The 16,910-nt window shown below is 78.6% G+C and carries 14 protein-coding genes and 2 pseudogenes; 6 read left to right on the forward strand and 10 right to left on the reverse strand.

Annotated elements, in window-relative coordinates:
• Positions 1-52 precede the first annotated feature (52 nt).
• Together KVT14_RS08095 and KVT14_RS08100 are read right to left on the reverse strand one after the other, a co-directional pair.
• On the reverse strand, positions 53-1,891 hold the full coding sequence (locus KVT14_RS08095) for an urea amidolyase family protein (RefSeq protein WP_217615180.1): 1,839 nt from the start codon (positions 1,889-1,891) through the stop codon (positions 53-55).
• Positions 1,892-2,000: 109 nt separating this feature from the next.
• A complete protein-coding gene (locus KVT14_RS08100) occupies positions 2,001-2,774 on the reverse strand; it encodes a LamB/YcsF family protein (protein ID WP_217615181.1) in 774 nt (257 codons plus the stop codon).
• A 91-nt stretch (positions 2,775-2,865) separates the two neighbouring features.
• On the opposite strand from KVT14_RS08100, the gene KVT14_RS08105 reads away from it, so the two are divergent.
• Positions 2,866-5,562 (forward strand): DEAD/DEAH box helicase, encoded by a 2,697-nt coding sequence (locus KVT14_RS08105; protein ID WP_308160961.1) that lies wholly within the window; start codon positions 2,866-2,868, stop codon positions 5,560-5,562.
• Between the two features lie 138 nt (positions 5,563-5,700).
• Here the strand turns inward: KVT14_RS08105 and KVT14_RS22320 are convergent.
• The 7 genes and pseudogenes from KVT14_RS22320 to KVT14_RS08140 form a co-directional block, all read right to left on the reverse strand.
• Positions 5,701-6,123 (reverse strand): annotated as a pseudogene (locus KVT14_RS22320) (Rv3654c family TadE-like protein); the annotation flags it as partial.
• Positions 6,024-6,380 (reverse strand): TadE family type IV pilus minor pilin, encoded by a 357-nt coding sequence (locus KVT14_RS08115; protein ID WP_217615183.1) that lies wholly within the window; start codon positions 6,378-6,380, stop codon positions 6,024-6,026. The gene KVT14_RS08115 and the pseudogene KVT14_RS22320, both read right to left, overlap by 100 nt.
• On the reverse strand, positions 6,377-6,580 hold the full coding sequence (locus tag KVT14_RS08120; RefSeq protein ID WP_308160962.1) for a DUF4244 domain-containing protein: 204 nt from the start codon (positions 6,578-6,580) through the stop codon (positions 6,377-6,379). Before KVT14_RS08120 ends, KVT14_RS08115 begins: the two co-directional genes overlap by 4 nt.
• Before the next feature lie 293 nt (positions 6,581-6,873).
• Positions 6,874-7,416 (reverse strand): type II secretion system F family protein, encoded by a 543-nt coding sequence (locus KVT14_RS08125; protein WP_217615185.1) that lies wholly within the window; start codon positions 7,414-7,416, stop codon positions 6,874-6,876.
• Complete coding sequence (locus tag KVT14_RS08130; protein ID WP_254630600.1) at positions 7,409-8,188, reverse strand: type II secretion protein F; 780 nt, start codon at positions 8,186-8,188, stop codon at positions 7,409-7,411. The genes KVT14_RS08125 and KVT14_RS08130 overlap by 8 nt, the downstream gene beginning before the upstream one ends.
• 163 nt (positions 8,189-8,351) lie before the next feature.
• Positions 8,352-9,584 carry a TadA family conjugal transfer-associated ATPase gene (locus KVT14_RS08135; RefSeq protein ID WP_217615186.1) on the reverse strand — a complete coding sequence of 411 codons (1,233 nt, stop codon included), beginning with the start codon at positions 9,582-9,584 and terminating at the stop codon, positions 8,352-8,354.
• Complete coding sequence (locus tag KVT14_RS08140) at positions 9,581-10,456, reverse strand: pilus assembly protein FlpE (RefSeq protein ID WP_217615187.1); 876 nt, start codon at positions 10,454-10,456, stop codon at positions 9,581-9,583. Before KVT14_RS08140 ends, KVT14_RS08135 begins: the two co-directional genes overlap by 4 nt.
• Positions 10,457-10,640: 184 nt before the next feature.
• Between KVT14_RS08140 and KVT14_RS08145 the strand changes: the two genes are divergently transcribed.
• Entirely contained in the window at positions 10,641-11,525 is an 885-nt protein-coding gene (locus tag KVT14_RS08145; protein WP_217615188.1) for an HAD family phosphatase, read from the forward strand.
• A gap of 312 nt (positions 11,526-11,837) precedes the next feature.
• On the opposite strand, the gene KVT14_RS08150 is transcribed toward KVT14_RS08145, so the two are convergent.
• Positions 11,838-12,749 (reverse strand): cell filamentation protein Fic, encoded by a 912-nt coding sequence (locus KVT14_RS08150; protein WP_308160963.1) that lies wholly within the window; start codon positions 12,747-12,749, stop codon positions 11,838-11,840.
• Positions 12,750-12,837: 88 nt separating this feature from the next.
• Between KVT14_RS08150 and KVT14_RS08155 the strand changes: the two genes are divergently transcribed.
• The 4 genes and pseudogenes from KVT14_RS08155 to KVT14_RS08170 all read left to right on the forward strand — a co-directional run.
• A complete protein-coding gene (locus KVT14_RS08155) occupies positions 12,838-14,280 on the forward strand; it encodes an NAD-dependent malic enzyme (protein ID WP_217615189.1) in 1,443 nt (480 codons plus the stop codon).
• 59 nt (positions 14,281-14,339) lie between these two features.
• Positions 14,340-15,464: a 23S rRNA (uracil(747)-C(5))-methyltransferase RlmC gene (gene rlmC / locus KVT14_RS08160; RefSeq protein WP_217615190.1), complete on the forward strand. Its 1,125-nt coding sequence runs from the start codon at positions 14,340-14,342 to the stop codon at positions 15,462-15,464.
• Positions 15,465-15,526: 62 nt separating this feature from the next.
• A complete protein-coding gene (locus tag KVT14_RS08165; RefSeq protein ID WP_217615191.1) occupies positions 15,527-16,369 on the forward strand; it encodes a formate/nitrite transporter family protein in 843 nt (280 codons plus the stop codon).
• 217 nt (positions 16,370-16,586) lie between these two features.
• A pseudogene (locus KVT14_RS08170) lies at positions 16,587-16,910 on the forward strand (hypothetical protein); the annotation flags it as partial.

Here is a 16,910-nt window from a genome sequence, read left to right on the forward strand (position 1 = left end):
CTTCCGGGAGCATTCAAACAGACCGCACGCCCGTGGCCCATGCGTTGCGTGCTCACGCGTGTCCGGCAGACCCCTCGAACCGGGTGAACGTCACCGCGTCGCCGGGCCGCAGCTGCGCCGCGAGGTCGCGGGACCGGGGCTCGACGACGGCGACCACCGGGTAGCCGCCGGTCACCGGGTGGTCCGCGCCGAACACGACCGGCCGACCGTCCGGCGGCACCTGCACCGCGCCGGGGACCAGGGGCTCGGAGGGCAGCTCGCCGCGGTCGACCCGCTCGACCGGCGGACCGTCGAGGCGCAGCGCCACGCGGTCGCTGGCCGGCGCGACGGCGTAGCGCCCGGCGAGCAGCCGCTCGAACGCGCCCGGGGTGAACCAGTCGGCGCGCGGCCCCGGGGTCACGCGGAGCACGGCCGTGGTCGGCCAGTCGCGGGGCGGGTCCGCCCAGGGCTGCGCAGCCTCGACGACCTGCGACCCGACCGGCAGCACGTCACCGGCGCCCAGCGGCTCGGGGCCGAGGCCCGCGAGCCGGTCGGCGGAGCGCGAGCCGAGGACGCGCGGCACGTCGACGCCGCCGCGGACCGCGAGGTACAGCCGGAGGCCCCGCGTCGCCGTGCCGGTGCGGAGCACGCCACCGGGCTGGACGCGCGTGGCGGCGTGCGGGGCGACCGGGACGCCGTCGACGTCCGCGGGCACCTCGGCCCCGGCGAGCGCGACGACGCCGCCCGCCGGGAACCGGAGGGACAGGCCGCCGAGCAGCACCTCCAGGCCGGCGGCGTCGGGGTCGTTGCCGACGAGGCGGTTCGCGAGGCGGAGCGCCCCGGCGTCGGCGGCACCGGACCGGCCGACGCCGAGGGCCGCCAGGCCGGGGCGGCCGCGGTCCTGGACGAGGGCGAGCGGACCGGGGGCGAGGACCTCGACGGCGGCGCGGGCGGAAGCGGAGGCGGTCGCCGAGGCGGCGGTGGGGGCGGCGGCGCGGCCGAGGTCGGGAGCGGCGCGACCCGCCGGAGGGGTCGGAGCGCCCCGAGCGGCGCCCGCCGCGGGGTCGTCGGCCGGCCGGTCGGCGGGGGCGTCGGCGGGCACGAACCGCACCCGCGTGCCGGGGCGGAGCAGCGCGGGCGGGTCCCGGTCGACGTCGAACAGCGGCACGTCGCACGTGCCGAGCAGCATCCAGCCGCCCGGGGTCGCCGCCGGGTAGACGGCGGCGAACTCGCCGGCGATCGCGACCACGCCCGCGGGGACCCGCTCGCGCGGGGTCGACCGCCGGGGGACGTACAGGGCGGGGTCCAGACCGGTCAGGTAGGCGAACCCCGGCATGAAGCCGCCGAACGCCACGGTGTACTCCGCCGAGGCGTGACGGTGCACGACCTCGTCCTCGCTCAGGCCGGTGGTGCGGGCGACCTCGGCCAGGTCGGCGCCGTCGTACCGCACGGGCAGGACGACGGCGGCGGGCAGGGGCGCAGCGTCCGGGTCGTCCGTGGGCCGATCGGCGCGGTCCGTGCGGTCGGGGTCGTCGGTGGGCGGGTCGGTGTCGCGGTGAGTGCCGGTCGCGACGCCAGCCGCCTCCTGGAGGCTGTCCAGGGCGGCGCGCGCGTCGGCCGGCGTCGCGAACCGCACGAGCACCGTGCGGGCAGCCGGGACCACGTCCACCGCGCCGCGGAGCGGGCTCGACCGCAGGGCGTCGTCCAGCGCGCGGACTGCGACGAGGTCGGGCAGGTCGGCCAGCAGGGCGTCGACGCCGTAGGGCACGACACGGCTGGCCGTCGCGGGCACGGCCCCGGCGTCCAGAGCGAGGGACCTGGGCTGCGCGCCGCCGTCGGGGCCCGTGGGGTCCGTGGCGTGCGTCGTGGCGTACGCCAGGTCCGTCGAGTTCGCAGGATCCGACGAGTTCATCGGGTTCGTCGAGTTCGCAGAGTCCGCCGAGCTCACTAGATCCGCCGAGCTCACTAGATCCGCCGAGTTCGCAGGGTCCGCCGGGTCCGTCGTCACGACGGCGCTCCGCTCACGCCGCGGCGGGGCGCAGCTCGACCCCCGCGGCCTCGAGCGCCGCGCGGACGGCGCGCGCCACGGGCACCGCCCCGGGCGTGTCCGAGTGCACGCACAGCGACGCCGCGTCGAGGCGCACGAGCGTGCCGTCCACGGCGACCACCGTGCCCTCGGTGGCCATCCGCACGGCGCGCCCGGCGGCCTCGTCCGGGTCGGTCACCAGCGCCCCCGCGCTGCCGCGCGGCACCAGCGTGCCGTCCGCGAGGTAGCCGCGGTCGACGAACGCCTCGGTCACCGTCCGCAGCCCGGCGTCGCGCGCGTGCCGGAGCACGGCGGAGCCGGGCAGACCGACGACCGCGAGGGTCGGGTCGACCGCGGCGACGCCCGCGACGACAGCGGCGGCCTGCTCCTCGTCGCGCACGACGCGGTTGTAGAGGGCGCCGTGCGGCTTGACGTAGCCGACGCGCGCGCCGACGGTCCGGGCGACGGCCTGCAACGCGCCGACCTGGTAGGCGACCTCGGCGGCGAGCTCACCCGGCGGCACGTCCAGCCGGCGGCGCCCGAACCCGACGAGGTCCCGGTACGAGACGTGCGCGCCGACCGCCACGCCGCGGGCCAGTGCCGTCGCGCACCGGGCCGCCATGATCGACGGGTCGCCGGCATGGAACCCGCAGGCGACGTTCGCGCTGCTGACCACGGACAGCAGGGCGTCGTCCGCGCCGGGCTCCCCCAGGCTCCACGGGCCGTAGCCCTCGCCGAGGTCGCAGTTCAGGTCGATGTGCGTGGCCACGTGCCCATCCTGCCCCGCCCGCCACGAGCGCCGGGAGCCGCGGCGGAGGCACCGGTACGCCGCAGCGCCGTCGAGGGGCGAGGATGGTCCCGTGGTGGGGACCGGTGAGCTGCTCGACGTGCTGCTCGCCGCGGGCCGCCGCGCCGACCGGCTGACGCACGTCCGGCACCTGCCCGCCCGCGAGGGCACCCCGGTGGACTGGCCCGCCTGGGCGGACGCGGACCTGGTCGCGGGTTACCGGGCGCTCGGCGTGGAGCGTCCGTGGCGGCACCAGGCGCTCGCGGCGGACGCGGCGTGGTCCGGGCGGCACACCGTGCTGTCGACGTCCACCGGGTCCGGCAAGTCGCTGGCGTTCTGGCTCCCGTCGCTGTCGGCGGTCCGCGCGCAGGCCGCGGCGCGGGCGCTCGACCCGGGGCGGATCGAGACGGTCGCCCGCCGCGGGTCGGTGCTGTACCTCTGCCCGACCAAGGCGCTCGCGGCGGACCAGCGGCACGCGCTGGACCGGGTGCTGCACGCCGCCCGCCTCCGGGACGTCCGGGTGGCCACCTGCGACGGCGACACCGCGCAGGAGGAGCGGCGCTGGGTGCAGGAGCACGCCGACGTCGTGCTCACGAACCCGGACTTCCTGCACTTCGCCCTGCTGCCGCAGCACCGGCGCTGGGCCCGGCTGCTGGGGTCGCTGCGGTACGTCGTGCTGGACGAGTGCCACGCCTTCCGCGGGGTGTTCGGCGCGCACGTCGCGGCCGTCCTGCGGCGGCTGCGCCGCGTCGCGGGGACCTACGGCGCCGACCCGGTCTTCCTGCTCGCCTCCGCGACCACGGCGGAGCCCGCGGTGAGCGCGGCGCGGCTGATCGGAGTCCCCGCCGAGGACGTCGTGTCCGTCGCGGACGACGCCTCCCCCGCCGGTCGGAAGACGGTCGCGCTCTGGCAGCCGCCCGAGGTCGCGCCCGCCGAGGGCCCGTGGAGCGGGCTGCTGCCCGAGGACGACCCGTGGGCGCTCCCCCTGGACGAGCCCCCGGTCGACGTGGACCGCGCGGGGACCGACGTGACGGCCGGCACCGAGGTGGACGCCAGGGCGCGGGCCGGGACCGACAGCACAGCCGTCGGCGCCGACGGCGACGTGGCGGCCGGGGCCGACGGCGACGTGGCGGCCGGGGCCGACGGCGACGGGGCGGCCGGGGCCGACCCCACCGCCCGCACCGCCGCTCCCGCGCCGGGCCCGGACGCCGGCACGGTCGGCCCGGCGCGGGAGGGCTCGGGCCCTCTGGGCACCGGCGAGGACCTCGTCGCCGACGACCCGGACCGCCCTCGCCGCTCGGCGACGGCCGAGGTGGCCGACCTGCTCGCCGACCTCACGGCCGCGGGCGCCCGGACGCTCGCGTTCACGCGGTCGCGGCGCGCCGCGGAGTCGGTCGCGACGGTGACCCGGGAGCACCTGCGGGAGGTGGACCCCGAGCTCGCGGTGGCCGTCGCCGCCTACCGCGGCGGGTACCTGCCCGAGGAGCGCCGCGAGCTGGAGGCGGCGATCCGCACCGGGCGGCTGCGCGCGCTCGCCACGACGAACGCGCTGGAGCTCGGCGTCGACATCTCGGGGCTCGACGCGGTCGTGATCGCGGGGTGGCCGGGCACGCGCGTGTCGCTCTGGCAGCAGGCGGGCCGGGCGGGGCGGGCGGGCGCCGACGGCCTGGTCGTGCTCGTCGCGCGCGAGGACCCGCTCGACACCTACCTGGTCCACCACCCCGAGGCGGCGCTCGACGCCCCCGTGGAGGCCACGGTCTTCGACCCCGGCAACCCCTACGTGCTCGCTCCGCACCTGTGCGCCGCCGCGGCGGAGACCCCGCTGCGCGCCGAGGAGCTCGACCTGTTCGGTCCGGGGACGCGGGAGCTGCTGGACGTCCTGGTCGCGCGGGGCGCGCTGCGTCGCCGGCCGTCCGGCTGGTACTGGACGCACGCCGAGCAGGCGGCGCGGCTCACGGACCTGCGCGGGACCGGGGGCGACCCGGTGCGCGTCGTCGAGTCCACCACCGGACGGCTGCTGGGCACGGTGGACTCGGCCGCAGCCGACTCCACCGTGCACGCGGGCGCGGTCTACGTGCACCAGGGCGCGACGTACGTCGTCGACGAGCTGCGGCTCGAGGACGGGGTCGCCCTGGTCGACCGGCGCGACGTCGACTACGGGACGTGGGCCCGCTGGGTGACGTCCACCGAGATCCGGTCCGTCACCGCGGAGCGCCGTTGGGGTCCGGTGACCTGGGGCTTCGGGGCGGTGGACGTCACGACCCAGGTGCTGAGCTTCCAGCGCAAGCGGATCCCGGACATGGAGGTGCTCGGCTCCGAGCTCCTCGACCTGCCGGCCCGCACCCTGCCGACGACCTCGGTCTGGTGGACGGCACCCGTCGAGGTGCTGGAGCGCGCCGGCATCACCGTCGAGACCGCTCCGGGAGCGCTGCACGCCGCGGAGCACGCGTCGATCGGGCTGCTGCCGCTGCTCGCCACCTGCGACCGCTGGGACCTCGGCGGGGTCTCCACCGCGCTGCACGCCGACACCGAGCAGGCGACCGTGTTCGTGCACGACGCCTACCCGGGTGGGGCGGGGTTCGCGGAGCGCGGGTACGGGCTCGGGGCGACGTGGCTGCGCGCCACCCGGCAGGCGATCGCGACCTGCCCGTGCCGCACCGGCTGCCCGGCGTGCGTGCAGTCGCCGAAGTGCGGCAACGGCAACAACCCGCTGGAGAAGGCGGCCGCCGTGCGGCTGCTCGACGCGGTCCTCGCGCACGCCCCGGCCTGAGCCGGGGCCGGAGCCGCGCACACCCGCACGCCGCCCGACCGCGCGGCGCCCGACCGCGCGGCGCCCGACCGCGCGGCGCGGACCGGCGAGCGCCTCGGCCGCCGCGTCGCCGACCACCGTCCGCACGGTCGTGCGGACGTGGACGTCGCCCTCCCCCACGGCGGTGCAGCCCGCGAGCGCGGCACCGTTGCGCGCTGCCACCTCCCGGGCGAGGCCGCACGGATCGGCGTGCCCGCGGAGCCGGCGCTCGGCCGCCGCGAGGGCGGCGAGGTCGGCCGCGGCCTGCGCTCGGCCTCGCGCGGCCTGCACGACGCCGAGGAGCCCGAGCGTCCCGGCGAGCAGCACCACCACCCCGACGAGCCCGATCACGAGCACCGAGGCGGACCCGCGCTCCCGCGTGCCGCCCCGACCCCGCAGCCCGACACGGCCGGGCGCGCGGCGGGGCGCCTCCCGGAGGGCGGTCACGGCTCGACCCACGCCGTGGCCGCACCCCGCACCGTGAGGCCGCCCACGAGCGGGAGCGCCGGGCCGACCGTCGCCTCCACGGTCACGGCGACCCACGCGTCGTCCCGGACGACCGCCGTGCGCGCACCGGCTCCGGCCACGCGCCGCGCCGCCGACGCGACCGCCGCGTCGTCCTCGCCGATGGCCGCGACCCGCGCGGCCACCCGGGCGGCGTCCGCGCACCGGAGCTGCGCGGACGCGCACGCCGCGAGCGCCACCACCACCCCCAGGAGCAGGGCGACGGCCGGGAGCAGGACCGCGAACTCGGCGGTCACCGAGCCGCGCTCCCGCTCCGACCGCAGGGCACCGGTCACACCGACAGCGCGTCGCGGACCAGGTTCGTCAGGGTCTCCCGGATCTCCGCGCTGCGCAGGATCACCACCAGGAGCCCAGCGAACCCGACCGCGGCGATCATCACGACGGCGTACTCCGCGGTCGCCAGACCCGCGTCCCGGGTCGTCCCCGCGAACCGCGCCCTCGCACGCCGCAGCCCCGCCGGCACCCGCCCCGCCACGCCCGCCACGCGACCGCGCGCATGCGCCCACGCCGCCCGCGCACTGCTCACCTGCTGCATCTCGGACCTCCCGTCCTCGCTGCCGGTCGCCCGTCGACCGGCACGACCGACCCTGGCGAGACCCGCAGGCCCCGCGTCGGGCCGCGAGGCACCAGCTGGGGACCGCGCACCCGGACCGCGGCTGTGGAGAACTCGGCGCCCGCTCGCCGTCCCGCCCGTCCGCTCACCGTCCCGCCCGCCCGCTCACCGCCGCGCCCGGACGTCGTCGGCGGAGAGGCCCCCGCGCGACCGGCTCACAGCAGGCCGCGGCCCAGCGACGCGAGGACGGGCACGAGACCGACCAGCACGAACGCCGGCAGGAAGCACAGCCCGAGGGGGACGACCAGCCGGACACCGAGGCGCCCCGCCGCCTCGCGGGCAGCACGCTCGCGCGTGCGCCGGAGCCCGGCCGCGGACGCCCGCAGCGCCGGGCCGGCGGGTGCCCCGGTCCGCCACGCGGCCTCGAGACCGTCGAGGACGGCGGCCACGTCCGCCGCGTGCGCCCACGCGGCGACCCACGGCTCCCCCAGCAGCAGCGCGTCGCCGGCCCGGACGAGGTCCCGGCCGGGCCGGCCGCCGAGGGCCGCTCCGACGGCGGCGAGCGCCCCGGGGACGCTCGCCCCGGCGCTCACGGCCACCGCGAGGAGGTCGACCACCGTCACCAAATCGACGTCCCCGGCGTCCGCGTCCGCGAGGTCGGGGTGCCGTCGGGGACCGGGGCCGCTGCGCCGGGCCCGAGGACGCGGCAGCAGGTGCGCGGCGGCCGCCGTGAGCAGCACCAGCAGCGCCTCAGGCACCGCGCCCGTCCACGACGACCCGCACCCGCGCGCCCACCCCGGCCGCCGACCCCGGTCCGGCTGCGCGCGCGTCGGCCACCATGCGCCCCGTCCACCGGCGGCCGAGCAGCGTCAGCACCACCCCGCCGACGCCGGCCGCCGTGCCCGCCCCACCGCCGAGGAGCGTGCCGAGCGGGTCGGCGCCGAGCAGGGTGCCGAGGGCGACCCCGAGCGCGGGCAGCCAGGTCAGGAGCGCCGTGGTCTGACGCGGCCCGGCGAGGGCGGCGCGCACGGCGGTCTCGGCGTCGGCGTCCGCCGCGAGCGCGCGGGCGCACTCGTCGAGGACGCCCGCGGTCGGTGCGCCGAGCTCGGCCGCGAGCCTGCCGGCGGCGAGCACGCCGGACACCCGCCGACGCACCACCGCGGTCTCGGGTCCGGCACGCCGGCGCCCGGGGCGCCCGGGCGCGATCGCCGCCAGGACGTCGGCGGCCGCGGGGACCCCGTCGGCGCCCACGGGGACGCCCAGCACGAGCCGCCACGCGTCCGCCGGCGACCGGCCCGCGCGGACCTCGGCCGCGACGCCCGTCACGACGGCACCCAGGAGCGCCGCCGGGTCCGGGCCGGCGCGCCGTCGGCCGCGCAACCACGGTGGCGGGTCGTGCCGCCTCGACGCGGTCCCCGTCGGCCCGAGCCGCTCCGCGCGCCGCCGGGCCGACGCACCCGGCCCTCCGCCGAGGAGCACGACCCCGGCGGTCAGGACCACCACGAGCACGCCGCCGGCCGTTCCTCTCACCCCGGGGCCCTGACCACCGGGGGCCCGCCCACCGCGGTCCCGTCCACCGGGACCGCGCCCGCGGCAGCCGCGTCCACCCGGTCCTCGCCCACCCGAGCCGCGTTCACCCGGTCCTCGCCCACTCGAGCCGCGTCCGCCCGGTCCTCGCCCACTCGAGCCGCGTTCACCGGGGCCCGTCCACCGCGACCGGGCTCCCCGTGGGCAGCACCCGCGCCAGGCGCCCGGCGAGCCCCGCCCACCCCGGCCCCGCGACGACCTCCCCGTCGGGCCCGGCCGCGAGCGCGGTGCGGACCACCAGCGTCCCGCTCCCGGGGTCGCGCCCGATGGTGGCGATCTCGGCGAGCCGGCGCCGGCCCCGGTCCCGGCGCAGGTGCAGGACGGCGTGGACCGCGCTCGCCGCCTGGGCTGCGAGCGCTTCTCGCGACAGCCCCGCGAGCGCGCCGAGCGCCTCCAGCCGGGCCGGGACGTCCGCCGCCGCGTTCGCGTGCACGGTGGTGCAGCCGCCGTCGTGGCCGGTGTTGAGGGCGCTGAGCACGTCGCGGACCTCGGCCCCGCGGCACTCGCCCAGCACCACCCGGTCGGGTCGCATCCGGAGCGACTCGCGCACCAGGTCGCCGAGGTCGACGCCTCCGGAGCCCTCGACGTTCGGCCGCCGCGCGAGCAGCCGGACGACGTGCGGGTGCCGGGGCGCGAGCTCGCCCGCCTCCTCCACCAGGACGATCCGCTCCCCCGGGTCGGCGAGCGACAGCAGCGTGGAGAGCAGGGTGGTCTTGCCGGTGCCCGTCGCACCGGAGACGAGCAGGTTCGACCGGCTCGCGACCAGCGCGCGGAGCACGCCGCGGGCGCCGGCCGGCACCGTGCCGTCCCGGACCAGGTCGTCGAGGGTGAAGGCGCGGTGCCGGAGCACCCGCAGCGACAGCAGCGCGCACCCGTCGGCCACGGGCGGCAGCACGGCGTGCAGGCGGGTGCCGTCGGGCAGGCGGGCGTCGGCGGCGGGCCGCGCGTCGTCGAGTCGTTGCCCGGCCGCCGCCGCCAGCCGCACCGCGAGCGCCCGGACCCGCGCGGCGTCCCCGAGGTCGACGGCGGCCCGCTGCAGCCGCCCGTCCCGCTCGACCCAGACGTCGCGGGGACCGTTCACGAGCACGTCGGTCACCGCCGGGTCGTCGAGCAGCGCCTGCAGCGGCCCGGCTCCCACGATCTCGGCGCGGACGACCGCGTCCAACTCCGTGAGCGCGGCGCTGCCGAGCACCCGCCCGCTCTGCCGCAGCGCCGCGGACACCCGGGCGCCGGTCACCGGTCCGCCCTCCGCGGCGAGCCGCTGCCGGACGCTCGCGACGAGGCCCCCGACCCCGTGCCCGTCGTCGCCGAGGTCGCGTCCTCCCGCGCCGCCCGTCACGTGAGCCGCCGCGCGAGCCGCTGGACCGCCCGGGCCGCCGCGGACGGCAGCGCCGGGCCGACCCCGCTGTCGACCGCGGCACCCAGCCCGCGCGCCCAGGGCAGGGAGGCCACCACCGGCAGCCCGACGGCGGCCGCGACCTCCTCGACCCCGAGGCCGCCCGGCGCGGGCGCCCGCGCGACCACGCCCACGCGCCGACCCGCGCCGACGAGCCCGTCCCGCAGCAGCCGCGCGCCGGCGACCGCGGGGACGTCGCGCGGCACCACCACGAGCACGGTCCGGCAGGCGGCGAGCAGCGTCGCCCCTCGCAGCGCCGGGCCCTCATCCGCGCCCACTGCCGCCGCCGCGCCCGCCAGCCTCCGGGCGTCAGCCGGTCCACCCGTCCCCGCCGGCCCGTCCCCCACCGCTCGCGCGTCCCCCGCGACCGGCGCGTCCACCGCCACCGACCCGCCGGCCTCCACCGCGGCGCCGAGCACCGCCGCCCGGTCCACGTCGAGCACCACGGACCCGTGCGCGGCGGCGAGCGCCCGGACCACGTCGCCCAGCACCCCCGGCGGCGGCGGACCGGGACGGGCGTCGTCGGTCGGCAGCACCCCGCACCGGCCCCAGCGCATGAGGTTGCCGGCGAGCAGCGCCGGGTCGACCGCGCCGCGAGCGCCGTCCAGGTCCGGCCAGCGCAGCCCTGGGTGCGCCTCGAGCCCGAGCACGGTGTCGACCGACGGCCCTGGCCCCGTGTCGACCAGCACCGCCGTGCCGCGCCGTGCGAGCTCGGCCGCGAGCGCCGCCGCCGTCACCGTGGCTCCGGCACCGCCGCGCGCGCCGACCACGCCCACCACCCCGGCCCCGGCCGCCGGCCGCCCGCTCCCCGCCATCGCACCTCCCGGCGGTCACCGGCCCGGCCGACCCGGACCGCCGCTCCCGCGTCACCCGAGGCTGCCGTCCGCGCGCCCCCGTCCGGGGTCCGCCGAGCCTGCTCCTGGGGACGACGCACGCGCGGTGCCCCTGTGGTCGTCCCGGTGGGGCTCGATACCCTCGGTCCAGGAGGCACCCGTCCCCATGACCCACCGCCCCACCTCGCCCGCGCCCCCCGTCGGCGGAGCGCCGCCCACGCGCGCCGCCGCGTTCTTCGACCTCGACAAGACGGTCATCGCGACGTCGGCGGCGAGCGCGTTCGCGCGCCCGTTCCTGTCCGGCGGCCTGCTCACCCGGCGGGCGGCGCTCCGCTCGGCGGCGGCCCAGCTGGCGTTCCTGCTCGGCAGCGCCACCGAGGGCAGGACCGAGCGCGTGCGGGCCCAGCTGTCCGCCATGGTCGCGGGCTGGGACGTCGAGCGGGTGTCGTCGATCGTGGCCGCCAGCCTGCAGGACGCGATCGGCCCCGTGGTCTACGCCGAGGCGCTGGACCTGGTGGCCGAGCACCACGCGGCCGGCCACGACGTCGTGGTCGTGTCGGCGTCGAGCGCGGAGCTGGTGGAGCCGATCGCGGAGCTGATCGGGGCGGACGAGGTGATCGCCAGCCGGATGGGCGTCGCCGACGGGCGGTACACCGGCGAGATCGCCTTCTACGCCTACGGCCCGGCGAAGGCCCACGCGATGCGGGAGCTCGCGGAGCGCCGCGGGTACGACCTCGCCGCGTCGTCGGCGTACACCGACTCCGCCACGGACGCGCCGATGCTGCGCGTGGTCGGCCACGGGTACGTCGTGAACCCGGACCGCGTGCTGCGGCGGCTGGCGCGCCGGGAGGGGTGGACGCCGCTGGTGTTCCGCCGGCACGTCGCGGTCGGGGCGGGTCGACGGCGCGCCGCGCTGCGGCAGCTCACCGGCCCGGCTGCCCGGCGCGGGGTCCTGGTGGCGGGCGTCGCCGCCCTGGTCGCCGCCGCGGGGCTCACCACGTGGGCCGTCTGGACCGCGCGCGCCGCCCGGGACCGGCGACGCCGCGCGTGAGCCCCCGCACCGTCCGGCATCCGGGCAGCTGTCCCGCCATCCGGGCGGCGGCTCAGACCTACCTGGGAGTTCGCCATGAGCCCTTCCCAGACGGCCCTCGAGCGGCTGTGATGGGCAGCACAACAGAACGGCCCGAGGGAACCCACGCGCGATCCGTCCACGCATAGGACGCGTCGAACGGGCTCGACCCCGTCTCGACTGACCCAGTGCACGCCTGATAACCCCCGCGGTCGTCCGTTCGGCAACGGCGTCCTCCCCGGGCGCCGTTGTTCGTTCCCGGGCGAGCGTCGCCGGCCCACGACCGGGTCCCGGTCAGCCCAGCCGGCCCGCGAGCACCGCGTCGGCCACCCGCCGTCCCTCGGCCGCGCCCGCGACCACCGCGTCCGCGCACGCCCCGATCCACGCGGCCACGCCCTCCGGCGTCCCCGTCGCGAACCGCGCCGCGGTGGCGAGGTAGGGCACCGGCGCCGCCGCCCACCCCGCCTCCGGCACGACCGCGCCGGTCGGGTCGAGCCCGCGCGCGCAGACCAGCAGCCGCGCCGCCGCCCGCGCGACCGTGCCGTTGGCCGCCGCGAACGGCCGCACCGCCAGGAGCTCCCCGTGCACCACCGCGGCGACGACGAGCGCGGGCGCCCGGGTGGTGCCGACGGTGCGGGTGAGCAGCGCGAGCCGCTCGGCGGCCGCGGGGCCGTCGGGGGCCGCACCCAGCCCCGTCAGGTCACGGGGTGCGGCGTCCCCGGCGCGCACGCGGCCCAGGTCCGCCTCGGGCAGCCACCCGGCTCCGGCCGCGGCGTGCAGGCGCGCGAGCACCTGGCCCAGCGGGGGCAGCGCGTCGGCCGCGCGGGCGCCGAGGTCGGGCCGCCAGGTGGCCGCGAGCGCGGTCGCCCGCAGGGCGCCGACGGCCACGCGCAGGTCGGCCGAGTCACCGCCTGCCGCGGGGCCGGGATCGCCTCCCGACCCCACCCGGTCCACGCCCGTCGCCACCCCGCGCAGCACGTCCAGCGGCACCCGTGCCCCGTCCACCGCCGCCCCGGCGCGCGCCGCCCGCACGTCCGCCTCGGCCCTGACCTCGCGCCACCGCCGCCGGAACGCCTCGTGCCAGCGCAGCTCCTCGCAGGCGGTCCGCGCGCGGTCGACGGCCTCGCGCACGCCGGCCAGGTCGAGCAGCGGCGCGAGCGGGTCGTCGCCCGCGGGCGGGGGCGAGGACGGGACGACGGGCAGCACGCGGCCACCCTACGAGCGCGCACCCGGCGGGCGGCTCGCCGGGGCACCGACCTGGGCGCGCGGGCGTGTTCCGGGTCACACTGACCCCATGCCCTCGACGCCGAGCGTGTCCTCGTCCATCACCGCGCGCCTGCACGTGGAGGCCAGGCCGACGGCCGTCTCCGAGCTGACGTCCGCCATCGAGCAGACGGGCGGCATCGTGACCGCCCTCGACGTCACGGCGTCGGGGCACGAGCGCCTGACGGTCGACGTCACGTGCGCCACGAGCGGCGAGGAGCACGCCGCGCAGATCGTCGCGGCCCTGCGCGCGCTCCCCGGCGTGGACGTCGAGCGGGTCAGCGACCGGACCTTCCTCATGCACCTCGGCGGCAAGCTGTCGATCGAGTCCAAGGTGCCGCTGCGCAACCGCGACGACCTGTCGATGGCCTACACCCCCGGGGTCGCCCGGGTGTGCGAGGCGATCGCGGCCCGCCCGGACGACGCGCGGCGCCTCACGATCAAGCGGAACACCATCGCCGTGGTCACCGACGGCAGCGCGGTGCTCGGGCTCGGGGACATCGGGCCGCTGGCGTCGCTGCCGGTGATGGAGGGAAAGGCGGCGCTGTTCAAGCGGTTCGCCGGCATCGACGCCTTCCCGCTGGCGCTGGACACCCAGGACGTGGACGAGATCGTCGAGACGGTCGTGCGGGTCGCGCCGGTGTTCGCGGGGATCAACCTCGAGGACATCTCCGCTCCCCGGTGCTTCGAGGTCGAGCGCCGGCTCCGCGAGCGCCTGGACATCCCGGTGTTCCACGACGACCAGCACGGCACGGCGATCGTCGTGACGGCGGCGCTGACCAACGCGCTGAAGGTCGTCGGCAAGCAGATCGACCAGGTCCGGGTGGTGCTGTCCGGCGCGGGCGCGGCGGGCACCGCGGTGCTCAAGCTCCTGCTGTCGGCGGGCGTGCACGACGTCGTGGTCGCGGACATCGACGGCATCGTGCACACCGGCCGCGAGCTGGCGTCGCCCGAGCTGCGCTGGATCGCCGAGCGCACCAACCCGCGCGGCGTCACGGGCGAGCTGCGCGGCGCCCTGGCCGGGGCGGACGTGTTCATCGGGGTGAGCGCGCCGAACATCCTCACCGGCGAGGACGTCGCGACGATGGCCCGGGACGCGATCGTGTTCGCGATGGCCAACCCGCGCCCGGAGATCGACCCCGCCGAGGCGGCCCGGTACGCAGCGGTCGTCGGCACCGGGCGCAGCGACGTCGCGAACCAGATCAACAACGTGCTCGCGTTCCCGGGCGTGTTCCGGGGGCTGCTCGACGCGCGGTCGCACGTCATCACGGACGCGATGCTGCTCGCGGCAGCGCGGGCGCTCGCCTCGGTGGTGACCGACGACGAGCTGAACCCGGCGTACATCATCCCGAGCGTGTTCCACCCCGACGTCGCGTCCACGGTGGCCGCGGCGGTGGCGCAGGTGGCGGGCGCGATCGCCGGCCCCCGGGCCGACACGGGCTCGGTCGCGGTCGTGCCGGTGCCCGGGATCTGAGCCCGGCCGGCCCCCACCGCGGCCGGGGGTGCTCGCCCCCGCGCCCGTAGGATCGACCGGTGCAGTGCCACCACTTCGACGCCGCCCGGTGTCGCTCCTGCACCTGGATCGAGCAGCCCTACGCCGACCAGCTCGCCGCCAAGCAGGAGCGCTGCCGCGACCTGGTCGACCCGTTCGGGCCCCTCGACTGGCTGCCCCCGGTGGCGAGCGCCGAGTCCGGCTTCCGGAACAAGGCGAAGATGGCCGTCGGCGGCACGGTCGACGCCCCCACGCTCGGCATCCTCGACCCGGGCGGAGTCGGGGTCGACCTGCGCGACTGCGGCCTGTACCCCGCCTCGCTGCAGTCCGCGCTGCCCCTGCTGGCGGAGTTCGTGACCCGCGCCCGCCTGGTGCCGTACGACGTGCCGACGCGGCGGGGCGAGCTCAAGTACGTCCTCGTCACCGAGTCGCCCGACGGCGAGCTCATGGTGCGGTTCGTCCTGCGGTCGTCCGAGGCGCTCCCCCGGCTGCGGAAGCACCTGCCCTGGCTGCTGGCCGCGCTGCCCCGCGCCGTCGTGGTGTCGGCGAACCTGCTCCCCGAGCACAAGGCCGTCCTCGAGGGCGACACCGAGGTCGTGCTCACCGAGCGGGCGACCCTGCGGATGCGGGTGAACGACGTCGACCTGCACCTGCGGCCGCAGAGCTTCTTCCAGACGAACACCGACGTCGCGGCGGCCCTGTACCGGATCGGCCGGGAGTGGGTGGACGCCGCCGACCCGCGTTCCGTGTGGGACCTGTACTGCGGCGTCGGCGGCTTCGCGCTGCACGTCGCGCGGCCTGGGCGCACCGTCGTCGGCATCGAGACGTCGGCCGAGGCCGTGGCGAGCGCCGAGCAGAGCCGGGACGACCTCGGTCTCGCGGGCGTGCGGTTCGCCGCGGGCGACGCGACCGCGTTCGCGCTCGGCGCCGCGGCCCCGCCCGACCTGGTCGTGGTGAACCCGCCGCGGCGCGGGATCGGGCCGGCGCTCGCCGGGTGGCTCGAGGAGTCGGGCGTGCGGGACGTCGTCTACTCGTCGTGCAACGCCGCGTCGCTCGCGCGGGACCTCGCCGCCATGCCGTCGCTCCGGCCGCGCCGGGGCCGGCTGCTCGACATGTTCCCCCAGACCGGGCACTACGAGGTCGTCGTCGCGCTGTCCCGGGACTGACCCGCCCGCGGTCGTGCCTTTCGTCCCACGTCTGGGCTCCCGCGGCGCAGGACCCTGATCGCATGCTCAGCGTCGCCGAGGCCCTCGACTACCAGACGCAGGCGGCCCGGGCGAAGACCGACCTCGCCCGCCGCCCCGGCGTCTACCTCGTGAACACCATGCTCGCCGGCGCGTACATCGGGCTCGGCGTCGTGATCATGGCGACGGCGGGCGGGCCGCTGGCCGACGTCGGGTCGGGCTTCACACCGCTGGTGCAGGGCCTCGTGTTCGGGGTCGCGCTAACGATCGTCGTCGTCGCCGGTGGCGAGCTCGCCACCTCCGGGATGATGGTGTTCACGCAGGGCGCGATGCGCGGGGCGATCTCCTGGGCGCGCGCCGGAGCGACGCTGCTGGCCTGCCTGGTCGGCAACCTGCTGGGCGCGTTCGTGCTGGCGGTGATCCTGCACCTCTCCGGCGCGCTGGGACCCGACCGGCCGGCGGGCCGGATGATCGCGTCGATGATCGCCCACAAGGCCGAGGAGTCCGGCACCGAGCTGTTCTTCCGCGGGGTCATGTGCAACCTCATGGTCTGCCTGGCGATCTGGTGCGCCGGACGGCTGCAGAACGAGGTCGCCAAGATCGTCGTGATCTTCGCGTGCGTGATGGTGTTCATCACCTCGGGCTTCGAGCACGTGGTCGCGAACATGACGACGTTCTCGTTCGGCCTGGTCGGCGGGCTCGAGGGCGCGACCGTCGCGGAGTTCGCGCGGAACGTGCTGCTCGTCGGGCTCGGCAACCTGGTCGGCGGCGGGCTGCTGGTCGGCGCGGCGAACGCGGTCGCGGCGGCCCCGCCCCGGGTGCCGGCCGCCCCCGCCGACCCGGCGGCGGCGCCGGAGCCCGAGGCGCTGGCGGCCGCGACGCGCTGAGGTCGGGCCGGGTGGAGTAGGCACCGAGCTCGGACCGGACATCCCCCCGGGATTCGGACATCTCGGGCGCGCCGTGGGGCGGGCGGCGACCCGGCGCTCTACGGTCGGACGGAGCACCGACGTGACCAGCGCGGCCGCGTCGACACCGAACCCGCTGCGCGGGAGGCGCCCGACGCTCCTGCCCCGCGCACCGTGAGCCGGCGACAAGGGAGCAGACATGAGCAGCACCTCGGACCGCGAGCAGGACGACACGCCGTCGACCGCGCCCGACACCGCGGAGCAGCGCGCGTCGGAACCGGGCACCCCCGACGCCGCCGGCACGGACGCGGACGCCCCGCGTCCGGAGGGCGCTGCCGCGGCGTCGACCGCCTCCGGCACCGGCGACGCGACGCGCCCGGCGACCACGCCGACCGAGCGGGTGCCCGCCGTCCCGGCGGCCGAGGCCACCTCCGCCACGGGCACCGCCGCCACCTCCCGCGGCACCAGCGCGCACCGCGCGACCCGCCCCGCGCCCACCCCGCCCGCGCCCGCGCCCGACGAC

The sequence above is a fragment of the Cellulomonas sp. GbtcB1 genome (genome assembly GCF_019091725.1).
Lineage (GTDB): Bacteria > Actinomycetota > Actinomycetes > Actinomycetales > Cellulomonadaceae > Cellulomonas.